The following is an 18193-nucleotide window of genomic DNA, read 5'->3' as shown; positions in this document are numbered from 1 at the left end:
CCGCACCGAGGAGTTCCCGTGGTCCGCGCCGCCGTCCTGTCCGCCGTCAACGCCCCGCTCCGGGTCACCGAGATCGATCTGCCCGCACCCGGCCCCGGCCAGGTCCGCATCAAGCTCGCCGCCGCCGGGGTGTGCCACTCGGATCTGTCGCTGTCCAACGGGACCCTGCGCCAGCCCGCCCCCGCGGTCCTCGGGCACGAGGGCGCGGGGACCGTGACCGCGGTCGGCCCCGGGGTGACCACGGTGGCCCCCGGCGACCAGGTCGTCCTCAACTGGGCGCCGTCCTGCGGTGACTGCCACTACTGCGGGCTGGCCGAGCCGTGGCTGTGCGCCGGCGCGGGCCTCGCCGCGGGCTCCCCGTACGCCACCCTCGCCGACGGCGCCACCGCGCTCTACCCCGGCCTGGGCACCGCCGCGTTCGCCGAGGAGACCTTGGTGCCCGCGCACGCCGCGCTGCCGCTGCCGGACGGGGTGCCGCTCGCCGACGCCGCGCTGCTGGGCTGCGCGGTGCTCACCGGCTGGGGCGCCGTCCACCACAGCGCCCGGGTGCGCGCGGGGGAGTCGGTCGTGGTCCTCGGCGTCGGCGGGGTGGGCCTGGCCACACTCCAGGCGGCGCGGATCGCGGGCGCCGGCCCGATCGTGGCCGTGGACGTCTCCCCGGCGAAGGAGGAGCTGGCCCGCGCGGCCGGCGCCACCGACTTCCTGGTGGCGGACGCCGCGTTCTTCGAGAAGGAGGGCGCCAAGCGGATCCGCGGGCTCACCGGGGGAGTCGGCGCCGATGTCGCGATCGAGTGCGTGGGCCGCGCCGACACCATCCGCGCCGCCTGGTCGGCGACCCGCCGCGGCGGCCGTACGACGGTGGTCGGCATCGGCGGCCAGGAGCAGCAGGTGACCTTCTCCGCCCTGGAACTCTTCTACTTCGGCCGGACGCTCTCCGGCTGCGTCTACGGCAACAGCGACCCCGCCCGAGATCTGCCCGTCATCGCCGAGCACGTGCGATCCGGCGCGCTGGATCTGTCCGCGCTGGTCACCGAGCGGATCGGCCTCGACGGCATCCCGGCCGCCTTCGACGCGATGCTGGCCGGCAAGGGCGGGCGGGCGCTGGTGGTCTTCTAGACGGCCCTGCTCTTCACGGCGGCAACGAAGAACCCCCAAGCGGTGGCGCTGAAGACGAGCGCGGGCCCTTGGGGGTTCTTCCCGCTCTCCCTCTTCCCGGACAGCGACGCGTCCCGGCCGAGCACCTCACCGAGCTTCCGCAGGCTGTCGCCCTTCTGCGCACGCGGCAAGCGCAGTTCCTCCGCGAACCGCTTGCGCGGCTCCTTGCTCCGTCCGGTGACGACCCTTCTCGGCGGCATGGGACCTTCTCCACGACCGGCCCATTCCCGTAATGGCCGGAACGCTTACGGCAGTCAGCCCTTGGTGGGCCGCGCAGGGAATTGCAGCGCCAGTCCGTCCACCAGCGCGCGCAGTCCGGTCTCGAACGCGCCCTCGTCCACCTGCCGTTGATGCTCCGCCAGAAGATGGGCCTGGCCCAGGTGCGGGTAGTCGGCGGGGTCGTATGCGCCGGGGTCGTCGACGAAGCCGCGGGCGAACGAGCCCAGCGCGGAGCCGGCGACGAAGTAGCGGACCATCGCGCAGACCCGGGTGGCCTGGGCGGGCGGCCAGCCCGCCTCGACCATGCCGCCGAACGCCGCGTCGGCCATCGCCAGTCCGGCGGGGCGGCGGCCGGGTCCCTGGGCGAGGAACGGCACGATCTGCGGGTGGGCGGCCAGCGCCGCGCGATAGGAGCGGGCCCAGCCGAGCAGCCCGCTGCGCCAGTCCCCGCCCGACACCAGCGCGGAGACGTCGACCTGGGCGATGACCGTGTCGGCCACCGCGTCGAGGATCTCGTCCTTGGTCGTGAAATGGTTGTAGAGGGAGGGGCCGCTGACGCCGAGTTCCGCCGCCAGGCGCCGGGTGGAGAGCGCCGGCAGCCCCTCGGAGTCGATGAGCGCCAGCGCCGTGGAGACGATGCGTGCGCGGCTCAGCAGGGGCTTGCGGGGGCGGGCCATGCCGTCCATCGTAGAGGCTGCGGCGCCGAAAACTAGCAGCGCTAATTAAGCGTCTCCGCACCCGGCCGGACCCTAAGCGCTTGCTCAGCGGCGCGATATGGTGTTCGATCCGTCAGAGGAGGGTCCCTGGCGGACCGAGGAGCGGGGAGCGCGATGGGTGCGGCGGCGGAGCGGGCCGAAGAGGAGCACGAGGAGTGGGCCGGGGTGACCCCGGACGCCGCGCGACGGCTGGTCGGTGCCGCCGTCGAGGCCTTCGCGGAACGCGGCTACCACGCGACCACCACCCGTGACATCGCCGGCCGCGCCGGCATGAGCCCGGCCGCGCTCTACATCCACTACAAGACCAAGGAAGAACTCCTCTACCGCATCAGCGGCATCGGCCACGAGAAGGCGCTGCGCATCATGGGGGCCGCCGCCGGGGCCGGGGGCAGCGCCACCGAGCGGCTGCGCGACGCCGTACGGACCTTCGCCCGCTGGCACGCCGAGCACCACACCACCGCCCGGGTCATCCAGTACGAACTCCAGGCGCTCGGCCCCGAGCACTACACCGAGATCACCGGCCTGCGCCGCCGGACCGACCGGTTGCTGCGGCAGATCATCCAGGACGGCGCGGACAGCGGGGAGTTCCGGGCCGACGACGTCCCGGGCACCACCCTCGCGGTGCTGTCGCTGTGCGTGGACGTCGCCCGCTGGTTCACCGCCGACGGCCCGCGCACGCCCGACGAGGTTGGCACCCTCTACGCCGATCTCGTGCTGCGGATGGTGGGCGCAACGGACCCGGGCCGGAGCGCCGGGACCTCGCGCTGAGCGGATGGCCGGCGGATGTCTTGCCGCCGGCCGTCGTCCCTGGTGTGCTGCACCGACGACAAGGGGGCGGCATGTGGTCCGGCAGGCACACCGACTACCTGGAGGACACCGCTCGGGCGCTCGCCGAGGAGATCCGGCGGGTCCGCTCCCGGCGGCGCGCAGCGGCCGTCGCGTACGGCAGGGAGCAGGTGGAGCACAGCCGCAGGATCGCCCGTGACGCCGACGCCGCCGAACGGGCGCGCCGCGCGGTCCTCGGGCTGCGCCCGCAGGCCGCCCCGGGCCCCGTCCGCCGCAATTCGGTGGCGAACCCGGGCCGCCCGGGGCCAGGATGCCCCGCATGAGTGACGCACCCGCGCGATGGAGCCAGGCGACCGTCCACCCCGACATGTGGGCCGACCCGGACGACGACCCCCGCGACAGCGAAGGCGCCGGCCCGGACGGCGAGTTCGCGACGTTGCAGGGCTTCCTGACGGACTACCGCCTGACCCTGCGGATGAAGTGCGAGGGCCTGGACGCGGAGCAGCTGGCCCGCCGGTCGGCTCCGCCGTCGACGATGTCGCTGCTCGGCCTGGTGCGGCACCTCGCCGAGGTGGAACGGGACTGGCGCAACTGGATCGGCGACGGCGCCCGGCTGCCGAAGCTCTACGGCGAGCGGGACGCGGACTTCGACGCGGTCGTCGCCGAGCCGGCCGCCGTCGACGCCGCGTACGCCGACCTGGAGCGTGAACAGGCCGCGACCGACGCCGCGCTGGCCGCGCACCCGGATCTGGGTGCGCGGGTCGGGAAGGACGGGATCGCCGTGCGGGCGCTGCTGGTGCACCGGATCGAGGAGTACGCCCGGCACTGCGGGCACGCCGACCTGCTGCGCGAACGCATCGACGGCAGGGTGGGCCAGTGACGGGGGCCCGCACCCGACGGTAGGGGGCGCCCCGCGCACCGGTCCGGTGCGCGGGGCGCCCGCCGCCCTACAGGTAGAAGCGGCTGACCGTCTCCGCGACGCACACCGGCTTCTCGCCGCCCTCGCGCTCCACGGTCACCACCGTGGTGAGCTGGACGCCGCCGGACACCTCGGCCACCTCCGCGATCCGGCCGGTGGCGCGCAGCCGGGAGCCGACCGGGACGGTGGCCGGGAAGCGCACCTTGTTGGAGCCGTAGTTGAGGCCCATCTTCACGTTGTCGACGCGCATCAGCTGCGGCACGAGGGCGGGCAGCAGCGACAGCGTCAGATAGCCGTGCGCGATGGTGGTGCCGAAGGGGCCGTCCGCCGCCTTCTCCGGGTCGACATGGATCCACTGGTGGTCGCCGGTGGCCTCCGCGAACAGATCGATCCGCTTCTGGTCGATCTCCAGCCAGTCGCTGGTGCCCAGCTCCTCACCGACCGCGGCCCGCAGTTCGTCGAGCGATCCGAATACTCGGGGCTGTGCCATCTCCGTCTGCCTCCTCGGGATCCATCCGCCGCTGTCGCACACCGGCCGGGGGCGCATACTAAGCGCTTGCTCAGCATGCGGAGTGGGGGTGCCCACTGTCAACGCTTTGAGGTCCACCGGGCACGTCCGCCTAGGGTGGATCCGTGCCCCAGCTTCCGTACCAGGTTCATGAACTCTCCGTCGGTCAGCTCTCCGCGCGCAGCGGCGCCGCGGTCTCCGCGCTGCACTTCTACGAGTCCAAGGGGCTGATCAGCAGCACCCGGACGGCGGGCAACCAGCGCCGCTACTCCCGTGACGCGCTGCGCCGGGTGGCGTTCGTGCGGGCGGCGCAGCGGGTCGGGATCCCGCTCGCGGTGATCCGTGACGCGCTGGCACAGCTGCCCGACGAGCGCACCCCCAACCGCGCCGACTGGGCCGGGCTCTCCGAGGTCTGGCGCGCCGAGCTGGACGAGCGGATCGGCCAACTCCAGGAACTGCGCGACCGGTTGAGCGACTGCATCGGCTGCGGCTGTCTCTCGCTGGAGACCTGCGCGCTGTCCAACCCCTACGACAGCCTCGGCGCACAGGGGCCCGGCGCGCGCCGGCTGCGGGTCGACCGGCGCGCCACGGACCCGGTGGGGGCACAGCGGCGGGCCGGCGAGCCGCAGGGGAGCGCCGCCGGGCCGGACGGGCCGGGCGGTTCGGACGGGCGGTGTGAGACGCCGGGCGGTCCGGAGTGCTGCCCCGGCGAGGCGTGAGGCCGCGGGCGGGCGGCCCCGGCGTGGGGAGCCCGCCCGCACCTCGCTGTCACCACATGGACGGCTTGCGGTCCGCCCACGGGCGGGCCCGCTCCAACTGGGCGGAGAGCGCGATCAAGGTGGCCTCCTCGCCGTACCGGCCGGCCAGCATCACCCCGATCGGCAGGCCCTCGGCATTCCACTGGAGCGGGACGCTCACCGCGGGCTGGCCGGTGGCGTTGTAGAGCGCGGTGAACGGGGTGAAGGCCCCGATGGCGGCGAACTCGGCCTGCGGATCGGCGTCGTTGCGCAGCGCGCCGACCGCCACCGGAGGCGCGGCCACCGTCGGGGAGAGGATCACGTCATAGCCGCCCGGCGGCATCAGCCCGTCCGCGAGGGACTGGGCGAGCATCCGGAAGGCGTGCAGCGACCGGGCGAATTCCGTGCCGGAGACCTCTTCGCCGCGGGCGCGCAGATAGCGGGTGAGCGGCATCAGCAGCTCCTCGCCCTCCGGCGGTACGGGGCGGCTCGCGGCCAGCACCGACCAGACGCGGGTGAAGGCGAGGAGGATGCCCTCGTCGGAGGGCAGCGACAACTCCTCGACCTCGTGGCCGAGTCCGGACAGCAGCGCGGCGGTGTCGGTGGTCGCCGTACGGCAGTCGGGGTGGACCTCGACCCCGGGGACGGGCGGCTCGGTGAGGCAGGCGATCCGCAGCCGTCCCGGCTCCCGGCCCGCGTACGCGGCGAAGGTGTCGCCGGGCGGCAGCGAGGGGGCCGCGAACGGGTCGCCGGGCATGGGGCCCGCCAGGACGTCCAGCAGTGTGGCCGCGTCGGCGACCGTACGGGCCAGCGGGCCGGAGGTGGCCAGACCGGAGACGTCGTGCAGCAGGGGGCCGCTGCTGATCCGGCCCCGGCTGGGCTTGATGCCGAACAGCCCGCAGACGGACGCCGGAATGCGGATCGAGCCGCCGCCGTCGCTGGCGTGCGCGAGCGGGGCCAGTCCGCCGGCCACGGCCGCGGCCGCGCCGCCGCTGGACCCGCCCGCCGAGAGCTCCGGGTTCCAGGGGGTGCGGGCGGGCGGCGCGAGACCGTTCTCCGTGTAGCAGGGCAGCCCGAATTCGGGGGTGTTGGTCTTGCCCAGCAGGATCGTGCCGCCGGTCCGCAGCTTGCCGACCAGATGGTCGTCGAGCACCGGAACGTTCCCGTCCAGCGCCCGGGAGCCCATCGTGCAGCGCACCCCGGCGACCTGGTTGAGGTCCTTCACCGGGACGGGGACGCCGTGCAGCGGGGGCAGCGAGCGGCCCTCGCGGCGGGCCGCCGCGGCCTCGCTCTCTGCCTCCGCGGCCTGCTTGCGGGCGATCTCCGGGGTGCGGGTGAGGAACGCGCCGAGTGTCTCGTCGAGCCGCTCGATCCGTGCGAGATAGTGCTCGGTGAGTTCCACGGGGGAGAGGTCACCGGACCGGATCCCCTCGGCCTGCTGGAGCGCGGTCAGATCGTGCAGTTCGGCCATGGACGTCCACCTTCTCCTGGGAGTGCCTCCCCCGTGCTCCGGGCAGGGGGAGGGTGTCCGCGCGGCCTGGTGCCGCACGGGCGGGAAGGCCGCTGCCCGCCGGGCGCGAGGCCGGTGCGGGCGGTCGGCCCCGTGCACAGTGGTTTCCGTTGGTGCAGGTTCCGTTGGTGCGGTGTGCGGTGTGCGGTACGCGGTGGTGCGGTTTCTGCCGTGGCAGTTTCCCGGACGGACCGTAAAGGCCGTATATGAACGGACGGTTCGGCGCGACCGGGAGGGTGTCCGCGAAGGCGTCGGGGTGCCCGCGAGGGGGCCGCTCACCGTGCCTCCGCGGCGGCGCGTATCAGCTGGGCGTTGTCGTGCGCCGGACGGCCGTCGGGCAGCAGGAGGGTGTCCTCCAGGCCGATGCGGGTGTCCAGGCCCAGGGCGTCGGCCAGCCGCAGCACCGGCCAGGCCCCGCCGTCCCGGCCGTGGAGCAGCACCGGGCGGCCGGGCGCGGCGCCGTCCAGCGCGGCCAGCACCTCGCGCGCGACGGCCGGTGCGGCCCCGGCGTCGGTCACCTCCACCCGCACCCGCAGCACCCGGGGCGCGAGCGGGGAGCGGGCGAACAGGGCGGCGCCGGCGGTGCCCGACCGGATGCCGGCCTCGATGCCGACGCCCCGCTCCAGCAGCGCCGCGGCGAGCGCCTCCGCGCCGGGCTCGTGCCAGTGCACCGAGGCGTGATCGGGCAGCACCGTCCAGGAGGCGACCCGCGCCGCCCGCCGCCCGGGGTCCGGCTCGGCCCGGGCGCCGGTCGTCACCCCGACCGGGACGTCCACCACCGCGCGGATCGCCTCCAGGGCCGCGGCCACCACCTCCGGCGCGAGCGAATCCCTGCCGCACGGGGTCTTCGGATGGACATGGACGTCCTCGGCGCCGGCCGCCACCGCCTGTGCGGCGGCGGCGAGCGCCGCCGGTGACATCGGCACCGCACCCGAATCGGCCGCGGTCCGGGGGCCGTTGAGGCATACCTGAAGCATGTCGTGATGATGGCAGAAGGGTCTGACAACGCTCCCGGACCGCGGTCCTTGCGCCGTGCGCCCGCCGTGCCCGACGGCTTCGGGCCGCGGCTCAGGCCGCCGCGAACGCCCCCGCGCCGGGCACCCGGTCGGCGGCCATCAGCGCCTCGGGGGTGAACACGGACACCGGCGCGAGCACCCCGCACTGCCGGCAGGCCGGCCCGGCCGCGGGGTGGTTCATGGACTGCGGGAGCCAGCTGAAGCGGGTGCCGCCGCACACCGGGCAGTCGCGGCGCGGCCGGCCCGCCTCCATCGCGGCGATCATGTTGCGGAGCACCGCCGCGAGCGGGGCCGCGGGGTGCCGCTGCGGCGACTCGCACGGCACGATGTCACAGCCTCCCCAGGTCCGCCGGTGCCACTCGTCGAGGGCCCCGGGCTGGCGGATGCCGTCGTGCTTCTCCTTGCGGCGCCGGGCGGCGCACTCCTCCTCGTACGCGAGCCAGAGGGCGCGGGCCTCTTCCAGCTCGGTCAGCGCGGCCACCAGCCGCGCCGGATCCGGCTCGCGGTCCTGGGTCGCGATACCGGCCCGGGTGCACAGATGGTGCCAGGTCGCCCGGTGCCCGTAAGGGGCGAAGCGTTCAAGGCACTTGCGCAGCGCGGTGCGTCGCTGGGTCGCGACGAGTCGTGGATTGCGGACCTGCTCTGCGAGGGCTCTGAAACCGGCCATTTCATCCCACCTCCGTGGGGAGGATCCGACTGGACGGAGATGAGACGCAGCCGGCCCCCACTTGGATCCATCGAATTTCCTTGCGGTTTCGGCGGGGTGGGATCCGGGGGTGCCGGGGCCCGGGCCCGAGGGGGCCCGGGCGGTGAATTGAAAGGCCGGAGGTGCCGTCCGCCCGGAGCGCGGTGGCTCCCTCGCGCCCGAAGTCCCGTGGAGTGAGAAAAAGTTGACTGTTGCTCATCTTCCGGCCGGGGATAACCGCCGGTAACGTCCCGCCCACCCTTCCCCAGGCTCCGGAAGAGCAGGGGCCCCCACCGAGGAGCAGGTATGCGACGACGTACCGGAAGGCTCAGGACCGCCGCGGCGGCGGCCCTGCTCGCCTTGGGTGCCATGGTCCTGGCACCGCCCCCCACCGCGGCCTCGGCCGCCGCACCCCAGGACGCCCACGACTACTGCCAGGGCCAGTGCGGCGACATCCTGCCGCCAGGCGCCACCGGCAACGCCACCCTGGTGGAGATCCTCGGCAACAAGCTGTTCGGCACCCACCCCGAGCACTCCACCGACCAGCTCGGCCCCTACAGCGCCCTGGCCGGCGGCTATCAGTCCCTCACCGACGACACCCTCAGCCGGTTCTTCAATGACGCCTCCTTCGGTGTCCCCCAGGACCAGGTCGGCAAGGTCACCACGCCCCGCGACGACGTGACCATCACCCGGGACAAAAAGACCGGGGTGCCGCACATCAAGGGCACCACCCGCTACGGCACCGAATACGGCGCCGGCTACGCCGCGGGCCAGGACCGGCTCTGGCTGATGGACCTCTTCCGCCACATCGGCCGCGGCGAACTGACCTCCTTCGCCGGCGGCGCACTCGCCAACCAGGGCCTGGAGCAGCAGTTCTGGCCGCAGGCGCCGTACACCGAGGAGGACCTGCAACAGCAGGTCGACTACATCAGGGACCACAACGGCGAGCGCGGCAAGCAGGCCATGTCGGACGCCCAGGCCTACATCGACGGCATCAACGCCTACCGCGAACAGTCCAAGAACGGCCGCTACTTCCCGGGCGAGTACGTCCTCACCGGCCATGTCGACGCGATCACCAACGCCGGTGAGATCCAGCCCTTCAAGCTCACCGACCTGATAGCCCTGGCCTCCGTCGTCGGCGGGCTCTTCGGCAACGGCGGCGGCGGCGAGGTCCCCTCCGCCCTCGCGCTGCTCTCCGCCCAGCAGAAGTACGGCGTGGAGAAGGGCACCGCGGTCTGGGAGTCCTTCCGCGAGCGCAACGACCCCGAGGCCGCCAAGACCCTGCACGACGGCAGCAGCTTCCCGTACGCGGTCAAGCCGGCCAAGGCCAAGGGCACCGCGCTGCCCGACCGCGGCTCGGTCACCGCCGAGCCGCTGGTCTTCGACCGCACCGGCGCGGCCACCGTCAAGAGCGGGACGCCGCCGCGGGACCCGGTCAAGGCCCCCAAGAAGTACAAGAAGCTGGAAGGGCTCTTCAAGGACGGGGTGCTGCCCGAGGGGAGCTTCGACCCCACCCAGCACCGCGGGATGTCCAACGCCCTGCTGGTGTCCGGCAAGCACACCGCCAGCGGCCACCCCGTCGCGGTCTTCGGCCCGCAGACCGGCTACTTCGCCCCCCAGCTGCTGATGCTCCAGGAGATCCAGGGGCCCGGCATCAGCGCCCGCGGCGCGTCCTTCGCGGGGGTGGGCATGTACGTCCAGCTCGGCCGCGGCCAGGACTACGCCTGGAGCGCCACCTCCGCCGGCCAGGACATCACCGACACCTACGCCGCCGAGCTGTGCAACGCGGACGGCTCCGCGCCCACCAAGGACTCCACCTCCTACCGCTACCACGGCGGCTGCGTGCCCATGGAGAAGCTGGAGCGGACCAACTCCTGGAAGCCCACCGTCGCCGACCCGACCGCGGCCGGCTCCTACCGGATGCAGGTCTTCCGGACGAAGTACGGCATCGTCACCCACCGCGCCACCGTCGACGGCAAACCCGTCGCCTACACCGCGCAGCGCTCCACCTACCGCCACGAGGCCGACTCGATCATCGGCTTCCAGATGTTCAACGACCCGTCCTACGTCACCGACGCCGCGTCCTTCCAGAAGGCCGCCTCGCACATCGGCTACGCCTTCAACTGGTTCTACGCCGACTCCCGGGACATCGCGTACTACAACAGCGGCCTCAACCCGGTCCGCAACCCGGACGTCGATCCGTCGCTGCCGATCACGGCGGACGACGCCTACGAGTGGAAGGGCTACGACCCCGCCACCAACACCACCGACTACACCCCGCCCGCCCAGCACCCGCAGTCCGTCGATCAGGACTACTACATCTCCTGGAACAACAAGCAGGCCAAGGACTACGACTCGGCGGGCTTCGGCAACGGCTCGGTGCACCGCGGCAATCTGCTGGACGACCGGGTGCGCGCGCTGACCAACCGCGGCGGGGTGACCCGGGCGGCGCTGACCCGCGCCATGGGGGAGGCCGCCGTCACCGATCTGCGCGGCGAGGACGTGCTGCCCGAGCTGCTGCGGGTGCTGAACAGCAAGCCGGTCACCGACCCGGCGCTGAAGACCGCGGTCCAGCAGCTGGAGGCCTGGCGCAAGGACGGCGCCCAGCGGAAGGAGACCGCCGCCGGTTCGCACACCTACACCCACCCCGACGCGGTCCGTCTGATGGACGCCTGGTGGCCGCTGATGACCGAGGCGGTCTTCAAGCCCCGGCTGGGCGGCGACCTCTACGACGCGCTGCGCGCCAACCTCGCCGTCGACGAATCGCCGTCCGCCGGCCACGGCCCGACCGGCGGGCACGCCGGCTCGGCCTTCCAGTACGGCTGGTGGAGCTACGCCGACAAGGACCTGCGCGCGGTGCTCGGCGACCCGGTGCAGGGCCCGCTCGCGGAGCCGTACTGCGGCGGCGGTGACCTCTCCGCCTGCCGCGAGACCCTGCTGACCACCCTTCAGCAGGCGGCCGGGAAGACCGCCGAGCAGGTCTACCCCGGCGACAGCAGCTGCAAGGCCGGCGACCAGTGGTGTGCGGACGCGATCATCCAGCGTGCGGTGGGCGGGCTGACCCACGACACCATCAGCTGGCAGAACCGGCCGACCTATCAGCAGGTCGTGGAATTCCCCGCACACCGGTAGCGGACCGGTAGCGGACACAGGCCGGCCGGCGACCGCCGAGCGGCAGCAGGCCCCGGGCACCCGCCCGGGGCCTGTTCGCGTCCGGAGCGGCGGTGTGCCCGGGGCCCGGCCGCCGGAACGGACGGCCGGTACGGAAAAGCCGGGATTTACTTGACCATTCCACGTTCGCCGAGAACGCATCTCGTATTTTCCGGAAGAAACCCCCAGTAATCCCGGCGGTGCCCGGCCGGAATTTCCCTGGGGTTATGCTGCAACGTTCTGCATTCCAGGGACGGGAAAGCGAGTAGGGGCGCATGGCTTTGTTAGGTCCGCAGCAGTACCCGACCGAGTTGCTGGACACCACCATGGATCAGCTGCGCACGCTGATCGTCGTCCACGAGACGGGCACCGCGCTGGGCGCCGCGCGCCGGCTGGGCAGGGAGCAGTCCAGTGTGCAGAAGCAACTGGACACCATGAACCGCACCTTCTCCGGGCTGTGCGGCGAGGAGTTGGTGCTCAAGCAGGGGCGCGGGCAGAACGCCCTGTTCACCGCGACCGGCGAGGCGCTGGTGGAGCTGGCCCGGCGCACCCTGGGGGAGTGGTCGGACGGGGTGCGCGACGCCCGGCGCCGGCTGGGCCGGACGCTGTCGGTCGGCACCACCCGCTATACGCTCGGCTTTCTGCTGGACGCGGTGGAACGCGTCAGCGAGGATTTCGAGCGCGACGACGTCGATCTCAAAGTGACCCATGTCCGCACCGGTGACCTCTTCGCCAAATTGCGGGCCAAGGAGCTGGATCTGGTCTGCGGCAGCGTGGTCGTCACCGAGGGCAGAGAAGCGGAATTGTTTGGTCCGTACGAGGTCATGGAATGGCGCCGCAGCGGGCTTTCCCTGCTCACGAACCTGCCGCCGGAGGCGCTGCCCGGCACCTCCTTCGGCGCCCGTGACCTGCCCGGGCTGCCCCTGGTGGTCTCGGCGCGCGGTCTGATCGACCGCTTCCTGGCCTCCTGGTACGGCCCGGAGTACCGGCAGAAGCTGACCATCGCCGCCGAGATCGAGGCCGCCCACTACGGCTTCGAGCTGCTGCGGTCCAAGGTGGTGAACGGGGCGATGCTGGTCACCCGGGGCATCGGGGAGGCGGCCGCGGACGGCCGGCTGCCCGAGGCCGGCGGTCTGCGCACCCTGCAACTCGTCGGGGACGTGGGCCCCAGGACCGAGGTGCTGGTCGGGGTGTTCACCCGGCGCGGCGAGCGCGGCTCCTACGCCCCGGGGCACCCGCTGAACCTCCTGTGGGAGGCGCTGTCGTGGGAGAGCGGCCGGTGGTGGTACCGCTCGTGAGGCGTCGTGTCCGGGCCTCGTTCCGCCGTTCCGACGTGCCGTCAGAAACCGGCCGTGGCGTCCTCCCGGTGGCGGACCGGGGTGCCGTACGCTCGGTCCCGACCAGAGGCGCCTGAGGCGGGACAACATTGGGGAGACTCCCGTGACGGAAACTCAGCAGACCGCCGGGGCACCCGCGGCGGGCGCCGCCGACGCACGCGGTACGGGCCCGCGCAAGCGGCTCATCCCGGTGCTCTGCGCGGTCGCCGCGCTGGCCTACCTCCTCGACCTGGGCAGCAAGATGCTGGTGGTCGCGAAGCTGGAGCACCACGACGCGGTCCAGGTCGCCGGGACGCTCCTGCAGCTGCGGGTGCTGCGCAACCGCGGCGCCGCCTTCGGCTTCGGTGAGGCGATGACCATGGTGTTCACCGTCATCGCCGCGGTGGTCATCACAGTCATGGTGCGCCTGGCCCGCAAGCTCTACAGCGTGCCGTGGGCCCTCGCGCTCGGCCTGCTGCTGGGCGGGGCGCTGGGCAACCTCACCGACCGGCTCTTCCGCACGCCCGGCGGATTCCAGGGCGGGGTGGTCGACTTCATCGCCCCCGCCCACTTCGCCGTCCTCAACCTCGCCGACGTGTCGATCTGCTGCGGAGGATCCGTGGTGGTGTTGCTCGCCTTCCGCGGCCTGGACCCCGACGGCACCGTGCACCGCTCCACGGGCGGGGGCCGGTCCGTTCCGGCGCGCTCTCAGCGGTAGCGCAGATAGCGCGCCCGCACCGTCCGGAAGCGCCGCAGCCCCTCCTGCCAGGCCGCCACGATCTCGTCCGGCTCCGCGCCCGCGTCGGTCATCGTCCGCACGGCAGCGGAGCCGGTGAGCCGGTCGATGCCGTGATCCGGCCGCCAGGCGAAGTCCTTCCAGACCCGCTTCGCGGTCACCAGCAGGCCGATGCCGGTGCGTACCGGGTCGAACGCCCCGGGGTCGTGGACGTGCAGCTGGACGCCGCCGACCGTGGTGCCCTGGAACTTGGAGAAGGTGGGGGCGAAGTACGCCTCCCGGAAGTGGACGCCGGGCAGGCCCAGTTCCGTGGCGGCCGCGGCCCACCGCCGGTCGATGCCGTCCGCGCCCAGCAGCTCGAAGGGGCGGGTGGTGCCGCGCCCCTCGGAGAGGTTGGTGCCCTCGAAGAGGCAGGTGCCGGCGTAGACGAGGGCGGTGTCGGGGGTGGGCATGTTGGGGCTCGGTGGCACCCAGGGCAGTCCGGTCGCCCCGAAGAAGTCGCCGCGCCGCCAGCCGGTCATCGGCACGGTCACCAGCTCCACCGGGCGGCCGGCGACCCGGGGCACGAACTCGCCGTTGAACAGCAGCGCCAGCTCGGCCACCGTCATGCCGTGCGCCTGGGAGATCGGCTCCCGGCCGACGAACGAGGCGTACGCCTTGTCGAGCACCGGGCCGGTGGCCGCGCGGCCGGTGACCGGGTTCGGCCGGTCGAGCACCACGAAGCGCTTGCCGGCGAGGACCGCCGCCACCATGCAGTCGTAGAGCGTCCAGATGTAGGTGTAGAAGCGGGCGCCGACGTCCTGGATGTCGAAGACGACGGTGTCCACGCCGGAGGCCGTGAAGACGGCGGCGAGCGCCTCGCCGCTCTTGTTGTAGGTGTCGTAGACCGGCAGTCCGGTGGCCGGATCGTCGTAGCGCCCCTCGGAGCCGCCGGCCTGGGCGGTGCCCCGGAAGCCGTGCTCGGGGCCGAAGACGGCGGTCAGCCGCACCCGGTCGTCGGCGTGCATCACGTCGACGAGGTGCCGCAGGTCCCCGGTGACCCCGGTGGGGTTGGTGACGATGCCGACCCGGTGGCCGTCCAGGAGGCGGTAGCCGTCGGCGGCGAGCCGGTCGAAGCCGGTGCGTACCCGCCGCCGGGTGCCGGGCGCGGGCCGTGCGGCGGCCGGGCCGCCCGTCCCCGCGGTCAGTGCCGCCCCGGCCGCCGTGGCCGTCGCCAGCCGTCCGAGCAGAACGCGTCGCGACAGAGCCATCCGCACACCTCCGTGATCAGTCGTCCCCAGCCACCGGATACGTGTCGTGTGCACGCTAACCCGCACGGGGCCGATGCGGAACGCACCGGGCCGTGCGCACACCCGCCCCGTGGCGCGAGGTCGCGGACGCAAACGTGGCGCAAGGGCCGTGCCGTGACGGAAACCGGCCCCTTTCGCGCAGACATACCGACTGGTTAGTCTGCCTGCAGCCGATTCGGCGCGACCGAGGGAGACACCGCAGTGGAAGCCGTACGGGACAAGGCCGTTGTCGTCACGGGGGCGGGCGGGGGGATCGGCGCCGCGCTGGCCCGCCGGTTCGCCGCCGAGGGCGCCCGGGTCGTGGTCAACGATCTCGACAAGGCCAAGGCGGAGCGGACCGCCGCGGAGATCGGGGCGCTCGCGGTCGCCGGGGACGCCTCCGGGATCGTCCCGGCCGCGCGGGAGGCGCTCGGCGGCGCCATCGACATCTTCTGCGCCAACGCCGGGGTCGGCACCGGCGGCGGGCCCGAGGCGTCGGAGGAGGACTGGACGCTGGCCTGGGACGTCAATGTCATGGCCCATGTCCGGGCCGCCCGCGCGCTGCTGCCCGAATGGCTGGAGCGCGGCAGCGGGCGCTTCATCTCCACGGTCTCCGCCGCCGGCCTGCTGACCATGGTGGCCGCGGCCCCCTACAGCGTCACCAAGCACGGCGCCTACGCCTTCGCCGAGTGGCTCTCGCTGACCTACCGTCACCGCGGCATCGACGTCCACGCCATCTGTCCCCAGGGCGTCCGCACCGACATGCTGGCCGCCACCGGCGCCGCCGGCGACCTGGTGCTCACCCCCACCGCCGTGGAGCCCGAGGACGTCGCCGAGGCGCTCTTCGCGGCCATGGCCGAGGGCCGCTTCCTGGTCCTGCCGCACCCGGAGGTCGGCGACTACTACGCGACCCGGGCCGCCGAACCCGACCGCTGGCTCGCCGGGATGAACCACCTCCAACAGAAGCTGGAGCGGACCGAGGGCCGCTCCTGACCCGGGAAGCGCCCCGGTGGCGGATTCCGCCGTACGGACGGGGTGGCGCGCCGGCCGGGTCCGGGGGCGCCACCCCGCCACACCCCAGGTGTCCCCCCGCGGGGATGATCAGGCGATCAGGAAGAAAGGGCCGCACCCGATGACCTCCTACCAGGACAAGCCGTGGCTGGCACAGCTCACCGACGCCCAGCGCGCCCCCGTCCAGCCGCCCCCCTCGACGCTGCACGCCTTCCGGGCCGCCGTCGGCCGGGTCCCCGACCGCACGGCGCTCGCCTACTTCGACGGGCGGCTGTCCTACGCCGAGACCGACGCGCTCTCCGACGGCATCGCCGCCCACCTCGCCGGCCGCGGCTTCCGGCGCGGTGACCGGGCCGCGGTCATGCTCCAGAACACCCCGCACTTCGTGCTCGCCGTGCTCGGCGTCTGGAAGGCCGGCGGGGTGGTCGTCCCGGTCAACCCCATGTACAAGTCCGCCGAGATGCGGCACATCCTGGACGACGCCGAGGTCACCGCCGTCCTCTGCGCCGACCGCACCTGGGACGGCTTTCTGCGCCTGCTCGCCGACGGGACGCCGTCCGTACGGATCGCGCTCACCGCCTGGGAGCGGGACCTGCAGACCCGCGACGACCGGCGGGTGCTGCGCGGCGAGCGGCTCGGGCCGCAGGAGGGCGCCGACGATCTGCTGACCGTCGCCCGCACCGCCGGTCCGATCCGCGCGGTGCCGGCCGACCCGGATCTCACCGCCGACGACCTCGCGCTGATCAGCTACACCTCCGGCACCAGCGGCACCCCCAAGGGCGCGACCAACACCCACGGCAACATCACCTACAACGCCGAACGCCAGCGCACCGGCCTCGGCCTGCCCGACGGCGCCACCTACTTCGCGCTCGCCCCGCTCTTCCACATCACCGGCCTGGTCTGCGAGCTCGCGGCCTGCCTCGCCAACGCCGGCACCCTTGCCCTCGCCTACCGCTTCGAGGCCGGCGTCGTCCTGGACGCCTTCCTGGAGCACCGGCCCGCCTACACGGTCGGCCCCTCCACCGCCTACATGGCGCTGATGGCCCATCCCGAGGTCACCCGCGAGCACTTCGCGTCCTTCACGACCCTGTCCTCCGGCGGCGCGCCGCTGCCGCCCGCCCTCGTCGAGACCTTCCGCACCGGCTTCGGTCCCTACCTCCACAACGGCTACGGCCTGACCGAGTGCACCGCCCCCTGCGCCAGCGTGCCGCCCGGCCGGCAGGCGCCGGTCGACAAGGCCTCCGGCACCCTCGCCGTCGGCGTCCCCGGCCCCGACACCGTCGTCCGGATCATCGACGAGCAGGGCCGGGACCTGCCGTTCGGCGAGCCGGGCGAGATCGCGGTGCGCGGCCCCCAGGTCGTCCCCGGCTACTGGCGCCGCCCGGACGCCACCGCCCAGGGCATCCCGGACGGCGAGCTGCGCACCGGTGACATCGGCTTCATGGACGCCGAGGGTTGGCTCTACGTCGTCGACCGCAAGAAGGACATGATCAACGCCTCCGGCTTCAAGGTGTGGCCGCGGGAGGTCGAGGACGTGCTCTACAGCCACCCGGCGGTGCGCGAGGCGGCGGTCGTCGGGGTGCCCGACGCCTACCGCGGGGAGTCGGTCAAGGCGTACGTCAGCCTGCGGCCGGGGAGCGCCCCGCAACCCGCCGAGCTGGCCGCGTACTGCAAGGAACGGCTCGCGGCGTACAAATATCCCCGCGAGGTGGAGATCCTGGCCGAGCTTCCGAAGACCACGAGTGGCAAGATCCTCCGACGGGAGCTGCGCCACCGCGCATGAACGAGAGCACGAAGGAGCAGGTGAGGGCGATGGCCGGCACGAAGGACGGCAACGGCAGCGGCAGCGGCGAGGCGAAGCCGGTGGCCCAGCGGCTGCTGGCCACCGCCACCCGGCTCTTCGCGGAGCAGGGCTACGACCGCACCTCCGTCCAGGAGATCGTCGATGCGGCGGGCGTCACCAAGGGCGCCCTCTACCACTACTTCGGCTCCAAGGACGACCTGCTGCACGAGGTCTACGGCCGGGTGCTGCGGCTCCAGCAGGAGCGGCTGGACCACTTCGCCGACGCCGACGCGCCGGTCGAGACGCGGCTGCGGGACGCCGCCGCCGATGTCGTCGTCACCACCATCGAGAACCTCGACGACACCAAGATCTTCTTCCGCTCGATGCACCAGCTCGGCCCGGAGAAGGACAAGCAGGTACGCGCCGAACGGCGGCGCTACCACGAGCGGTTCCGCGCCCTGGTCGAGGAGGGGCAGCGCACCGGCGTGTTCGCCGCCGACATCCCCGCCGACCTCGTGGTCGACTACCACTTCGGCTCCGTGCACCACCTGGGCACGTGGTACCGCGAGGACGGACCGCTCAGCCCGCAGCAGGTCGCCGACCACCTCGCGGAGCTGCTGCTGCGGGCACTGCGACCCTGAGCGCGCACGGCGAGGGCCCGCGACCACCGGCGGTCGC

General features: G+C 73.3%; 18 protein-coding genes. 11 read left to right on the top strand and 7 right to left on the bottom strand.

Annotated elements, in window-relative coordinates; all coding sequences use genetic code 11:
- Nucleotides 1–18 precede the first annotated feature (18 nt).
- Nucleotides 19–1116 carry a Zn-dependent alcohol dehydrogenase gene (locus tag ACQP17_RS07885; protein WP_433855615.1) on the top strand — a complete coding sequence of 366 codons (1098 nt, stop codon included), beginning with the start codon at nt 19–21 and terminating at the stop codon, nt 1114–1116.
- Here the strand turns inward: ACQP17_RS07885 and ACQP17_RS07880 are convergent.
- Both ACQP17_RS07880 and ACQP17_RS07875 read right to left on the bottom strand, forming a co-directional pair.
- Nucleotides 1113–1355 (bottom strand): DUF397 domain-containing protein, encoded by a 243-nt coding sequence (locus ACQP17_RS07880; RefSeq protein ID WP_433855614.1) that lies wholly within the window; start codon nt 1353–1355, stop codon nt 1113–1115. The two genes, ACQP17_RS07885 and ACQP17_RS07880, sit on opposite strands and share 4 nt — an antisense overlap.
- A gap of 54 nt (nt 1356–1409) precedes the next feature.
- The gene (locus tag ACQP17_RS07875) at nt 1410–2051 is read right to left on the bottom strand and encodes a TetR/AcrR family transcriptional regulator (protein WP_433855613.1); all 642 of its coding nucleotides are present in this window, start codon (nt 2049–2051) and stop codon (nt 1410–1412) included.
- A 153-nt stretch (nt 2052–2204) separates the two neighbouring features.
- On the opposite strand from ACQP17_RS07875, the gene ACQP17_RS07870 reads away from it, so the two are divergent.
- The 3 genes from ACQP17_RS07870 (at nt 2205) to ACQP17_RS07860 (ending at nt 3756) form a co-directional block, all read left to right on the top strand.
- Nucleotides 2205–2858, top strand: a complete 654-nt coding sequence (locus tag ACQP17_RS07870; RefSeq protein ID WP_433855612.1) for a TetR/AcrR family transcriptional regulator — start codon at nt 2205–2207, stop codon at nt 2856–2858.
- A 71-nt stretch (nt 2859–2929) separates the two neighbouring features.
- A complete protein-coding gene (locus tag ACQP17_RS07865) occupies nt 2930–3199 on the top strand; it encodes a hypothetical protein (protein WP_433855611.1) in 270 nt (89 codons plus the stop codon).
- Nucleotides 3187–3756, top strand: coding sequence for a DinB family protein (locus tag ACQP17_RS07860; protein ID WP_433855610.1), 570 nt, complete (start codon nt 3187–3189; stop codon nt 3754–3756). Before ACQP17_RS07865 ends, ACQP17_RS07860 begins: the two co-directional genes overlap by 13 nt.
- A 67-nt stretch (nt 3757–3823) precedes the next feature.
- Here ACQP17_RS07860 and ACQP17_RS07855 read toward each other — a convergent pair whose 3' ends face one another.
- A complete protein-coding gene (locus ACQP17_RS07855; protein WP_249636919.1) occupies nt 3824–4285 on the bottom strand; it encodes a MaoC family dehydratase in 462 nt (153 codons plus the stop codon).
- Between the two features lie 143 nt (nt 4286–4428).
- Between ACQP17_RS07855 and soxR the strand changes: the two genes are divergently transcribed.
- On the top strand, nt 4429–5022 hold the full coding sequence (gene soxR, locus ACQP17_RS07850) for a redox-sensitive transcriptional activator SoxR (protein WP_433855609.1): 594 nt from the start codon (nt 4429–4431) through the stop codon (nt 5020–5022).
- Nucleotides 5023–5071: 49 nt separating this feature from the next.
- On the opposite strand, the gene ACQP17_RS07845 is transcribed toward soxR, so the two are convergent.
- The 3 genes from ACQP17_RS07845 to ACQP17_RS07835 all read right to left on the bottom strand — a co-directional run bounded on the left by ACQP17_RS07845 (nt 5072) and on the right by ACQP17_RS07835 (nt 8233).
- Entirely contained in the window at nt 5072–6511 is a 1440-nt protein-coding gene (locus ACQP17_RS07845; protein WP_433855608.1) for an amidase, read from the bottom strand.
- A gap of 314 nt (nt 6512–6825) precedes the next feature.
- Entirely contained in the window at nt 6826–7527 is a 702-nt protein-coding gene (locus ACQP17_RS07840) for a 3-keto-5-aminohexanoate cleavage protein (protein ID WP_433855607.1), read from the bottom strand.
- 91 nt (nt 7528–7618) lie between these two features.
- On the bottom strand, nt 7619–8233 hold the full coding sequence (locus ACQP17_RS07835; protein ID WP_433855606.1) for a hypothetical protein: 615 nt from the start codon (nt 8231–8233) through the stop codon (nt 7619–7621).
- A 324-nt stretch (nt 8234–8557) separates the two neighbouring features.
- Here ACQP17_RS07835 and ACQP17_RS07830 point away from each other — a divergent pair, with 324 nt between their 5' ends.
- The 3 genes from ACQP17_RS07830 to lspA all read left to right on the top strand — a co-directional run bounded on the left by ACQP17_RS07830 (nt 8558) and on the right by lspA (nt 13435).
- Entirely contained in the window at nt 8558–11383 is a 2826-nt protein-coding gene (locus ACQP17_RS07830; RefSeq protein WP_433855605.1) for a penicillin acylase family protein, read from the top strand.
- A 293-nt stretch (nt 11384–11676) separates the two neighbouring features.
- Nucleotides 11677–12699, top strand: coding sequence for a LysR family transcriptional regulator (locus ACQP17_RS07825; protein WP_433855604.1), 1023 nt, complete (start codon nt 11677–11679; stop codon nt 12697–12699).
- A 142-nt stretch (nt 12700–12841) separates the two neighbouring features.
- Nucleotides 12842–13435 carry a signal peptidase II gene (gene lspA / locus ACQP17_RS07820; protein WP_433855603.1) on the top strand — a complete coding sequence of 198 codons (594 nt, stop codon included), beginning with the start codon at nt 12842–12844 and terminating at the stop codon, nt 13433–13435.
- Here the strand turns inward: lspA and ACQP17_RS07815 are convergent.
- Nucleotides 13426–14703 carry an exo-beta-N-acetylmuramidase NamZ family protein gene (locus ACQP17_RS07815; protein ID WP_433855602.1) on the bottom strand — a complete coding sequence of 426 codons (1278 nt, stop codon included), beginning with the start codon at nt 14701–14703 and terminating at the stop codon, nt 13426–13428. The two genes, lspA and ACQP17_RS07815, sit on opposite strands and share 10 nt — an antisense overlap.
- A 240-nt stretch (nt 14704–14943) precedes the next feature.
- Between ACQP17_RS07815 and ACQP17_RS07810 the strand changes: the two genes are divergently transcribed.
- From ACQP17_RS07810 to ACQP17_RS07800, 3 genes are all read left to right on the top strand, one after another.
- Nucleotides 14944–15714 carry an SDR family oxidoreductase gene (locus tag ACQP17_RS07810; protein WP_433855601.1) on the top strand — a complete coding sequence of 257 codons (771 nt, stop codon included), beginning with the start codon at nt 14944–14946 and terminating at the stop codon, nt 15712–15714.
- A 139-nt stretch (nt 15715–15853) separates the two neighbouring features.
- Nucleotides 15854–17515 carry an AMP-binding protein gene (locus tag ACQP17_RS07805; RefSeq protein ID WP_433855600.1) on the top strand — a complete coding sequence of 554 codons (1662 nt, stop codon included), beginning with the start codon at nt 15854–15856 and terminating at the stop codon, nt 17513–17515.
- Nucleotides 17516–17544: 29 nt separating this feature from the next.
- Entirely contained in the window at nt 17545–18156 is a 612-nt protein-coding gene (locus ACQP17_RS07800) for a TetR/AcrR family transcriptional regulator (protein WP_433859846.1), read from the top strand.
- Nucleotides 18157–18193: the final 37 nt, after the last annotated feature.

The sequence above is a fragment of the Streptomyces kronopolitis genome (assembly GCF_050953795.1).
Classification (GTDB): Bacteria; Actinomycetota; Actinomycetes; order Streptomycetales; family Streptomycetaceae; genus Streptomyces; species Streptomyces kronopolitis_A.
The sequence above is the reverse complement of the archived record's forward strand: the minus strand, read 5'-3'. Positions and strand labels throughout refer to the sequence as shown.

Excerpts from the sequence above, each read along its gene's own strand:
- ACQP17_RS07830 (WP_433855605.1), top strand. The coding sequence starts at position 8,558 with ATGCGACGACGTACCGGAAGGCTCAGGACCGCCGCGGCGGCGGCCCTG.
- ACQP17_RS07880 (WP_433855614.1), bottom strand. The coding sequence starts at position 1,355 with ATGCCGCCGAGAAGGGTCGTCACCGGACGGAGCAAGGAGCCGCGCAAG.
- ACQP17_RS07835 (WP_433855606.1), bottom strand. The coding sequence starts at position 8,233 with ATGGCCGGTTTCAGAGCCCTCGCAGAGCAGGTCCGCAATCCACGACTC.
- ACQP17_RS07875 (WP_433855613.1), bottom strand. The coding sequence starts at position 2,051 with ATGGCCCGCCCCCGCAAGCCCCTGCTGAGCCGCGCACGCATCGTCTCC.
- ACQP17_RS07840 (WP_433855607.1), bottom strand. The coding sequence starts at position 7,527 with ATGCTTCAGGTATGCCTCAACGGCCCCCGGACCGCGGCCGATTCGGGT.
- ACQP17_RS07845 (WP_433855608.1), bottom strand. The coding sequence starts at position 6,511 with ATGGCCGAACTGCACGATCTGACCGCGCTCCAGCAGGCCGAGGGGATC.
- ACQP17_RS07860 (WP_433855610.1), top strand. The coding sequence starts at position 3,187 with ATGCCCCGCATGAGTGACGCACCCGCGCGATGGAGCCAGGCGACCGTC.
- ACQP17_RS07825 (WP_433855604.1), top strand. The coding sequence starts at position 11,677 with ATGGCTTTGTTAGGTCCGCAGCAGTACCCGACCGAGTTGCTGGACACC.
- ACQP17_RS07800 (WP_433859846.1), top strand. The coding sequence starts at position 17,545 with ATGGCCGGCACGAAGGACGGCAACGGCAGCGGCAGCGGCGAGGCGAAG.
- ACQP17_RS07805 (WP_433855600.1), top strand. The coding sequence starts at position 15,854 with ATGACCTCCTACCAGGACAAGCCGTGGCTGGCACAGCTCACCGACGCC.
- ACQP17_RS07865 (WP_433855611.1), top strand. The coding sequence starts at position 2,930 with ATGTGGTCCGGCAGGCACACCGACTACCTGGAGGACACCGCTCGGGCG.
- ACQP17_RS07855 (WP_249636919.1), bottom strand. The coding sequence starts at position 4,285 with ATGGCACAGCCCCGAGTATTCGGATCGCTCGACGAACTGCGGGCCGCG.
- ACQP17_RS07815 (WP_433855602.1), bottom strand. The coding sequence starts at position 14,703 with ATGGCTCTGTCGCGACGCGTTCTGCTCGGACGGCTGGCGACGGCCACG.
- ACQP17_RS07870 (WP_433855612.1), top strand. The coding sequence starts at position 2,205 with ATGGGTGCGGCGGCGGAGCGGGCCGAAGAGGAGCACGAGGAGTGGGCC.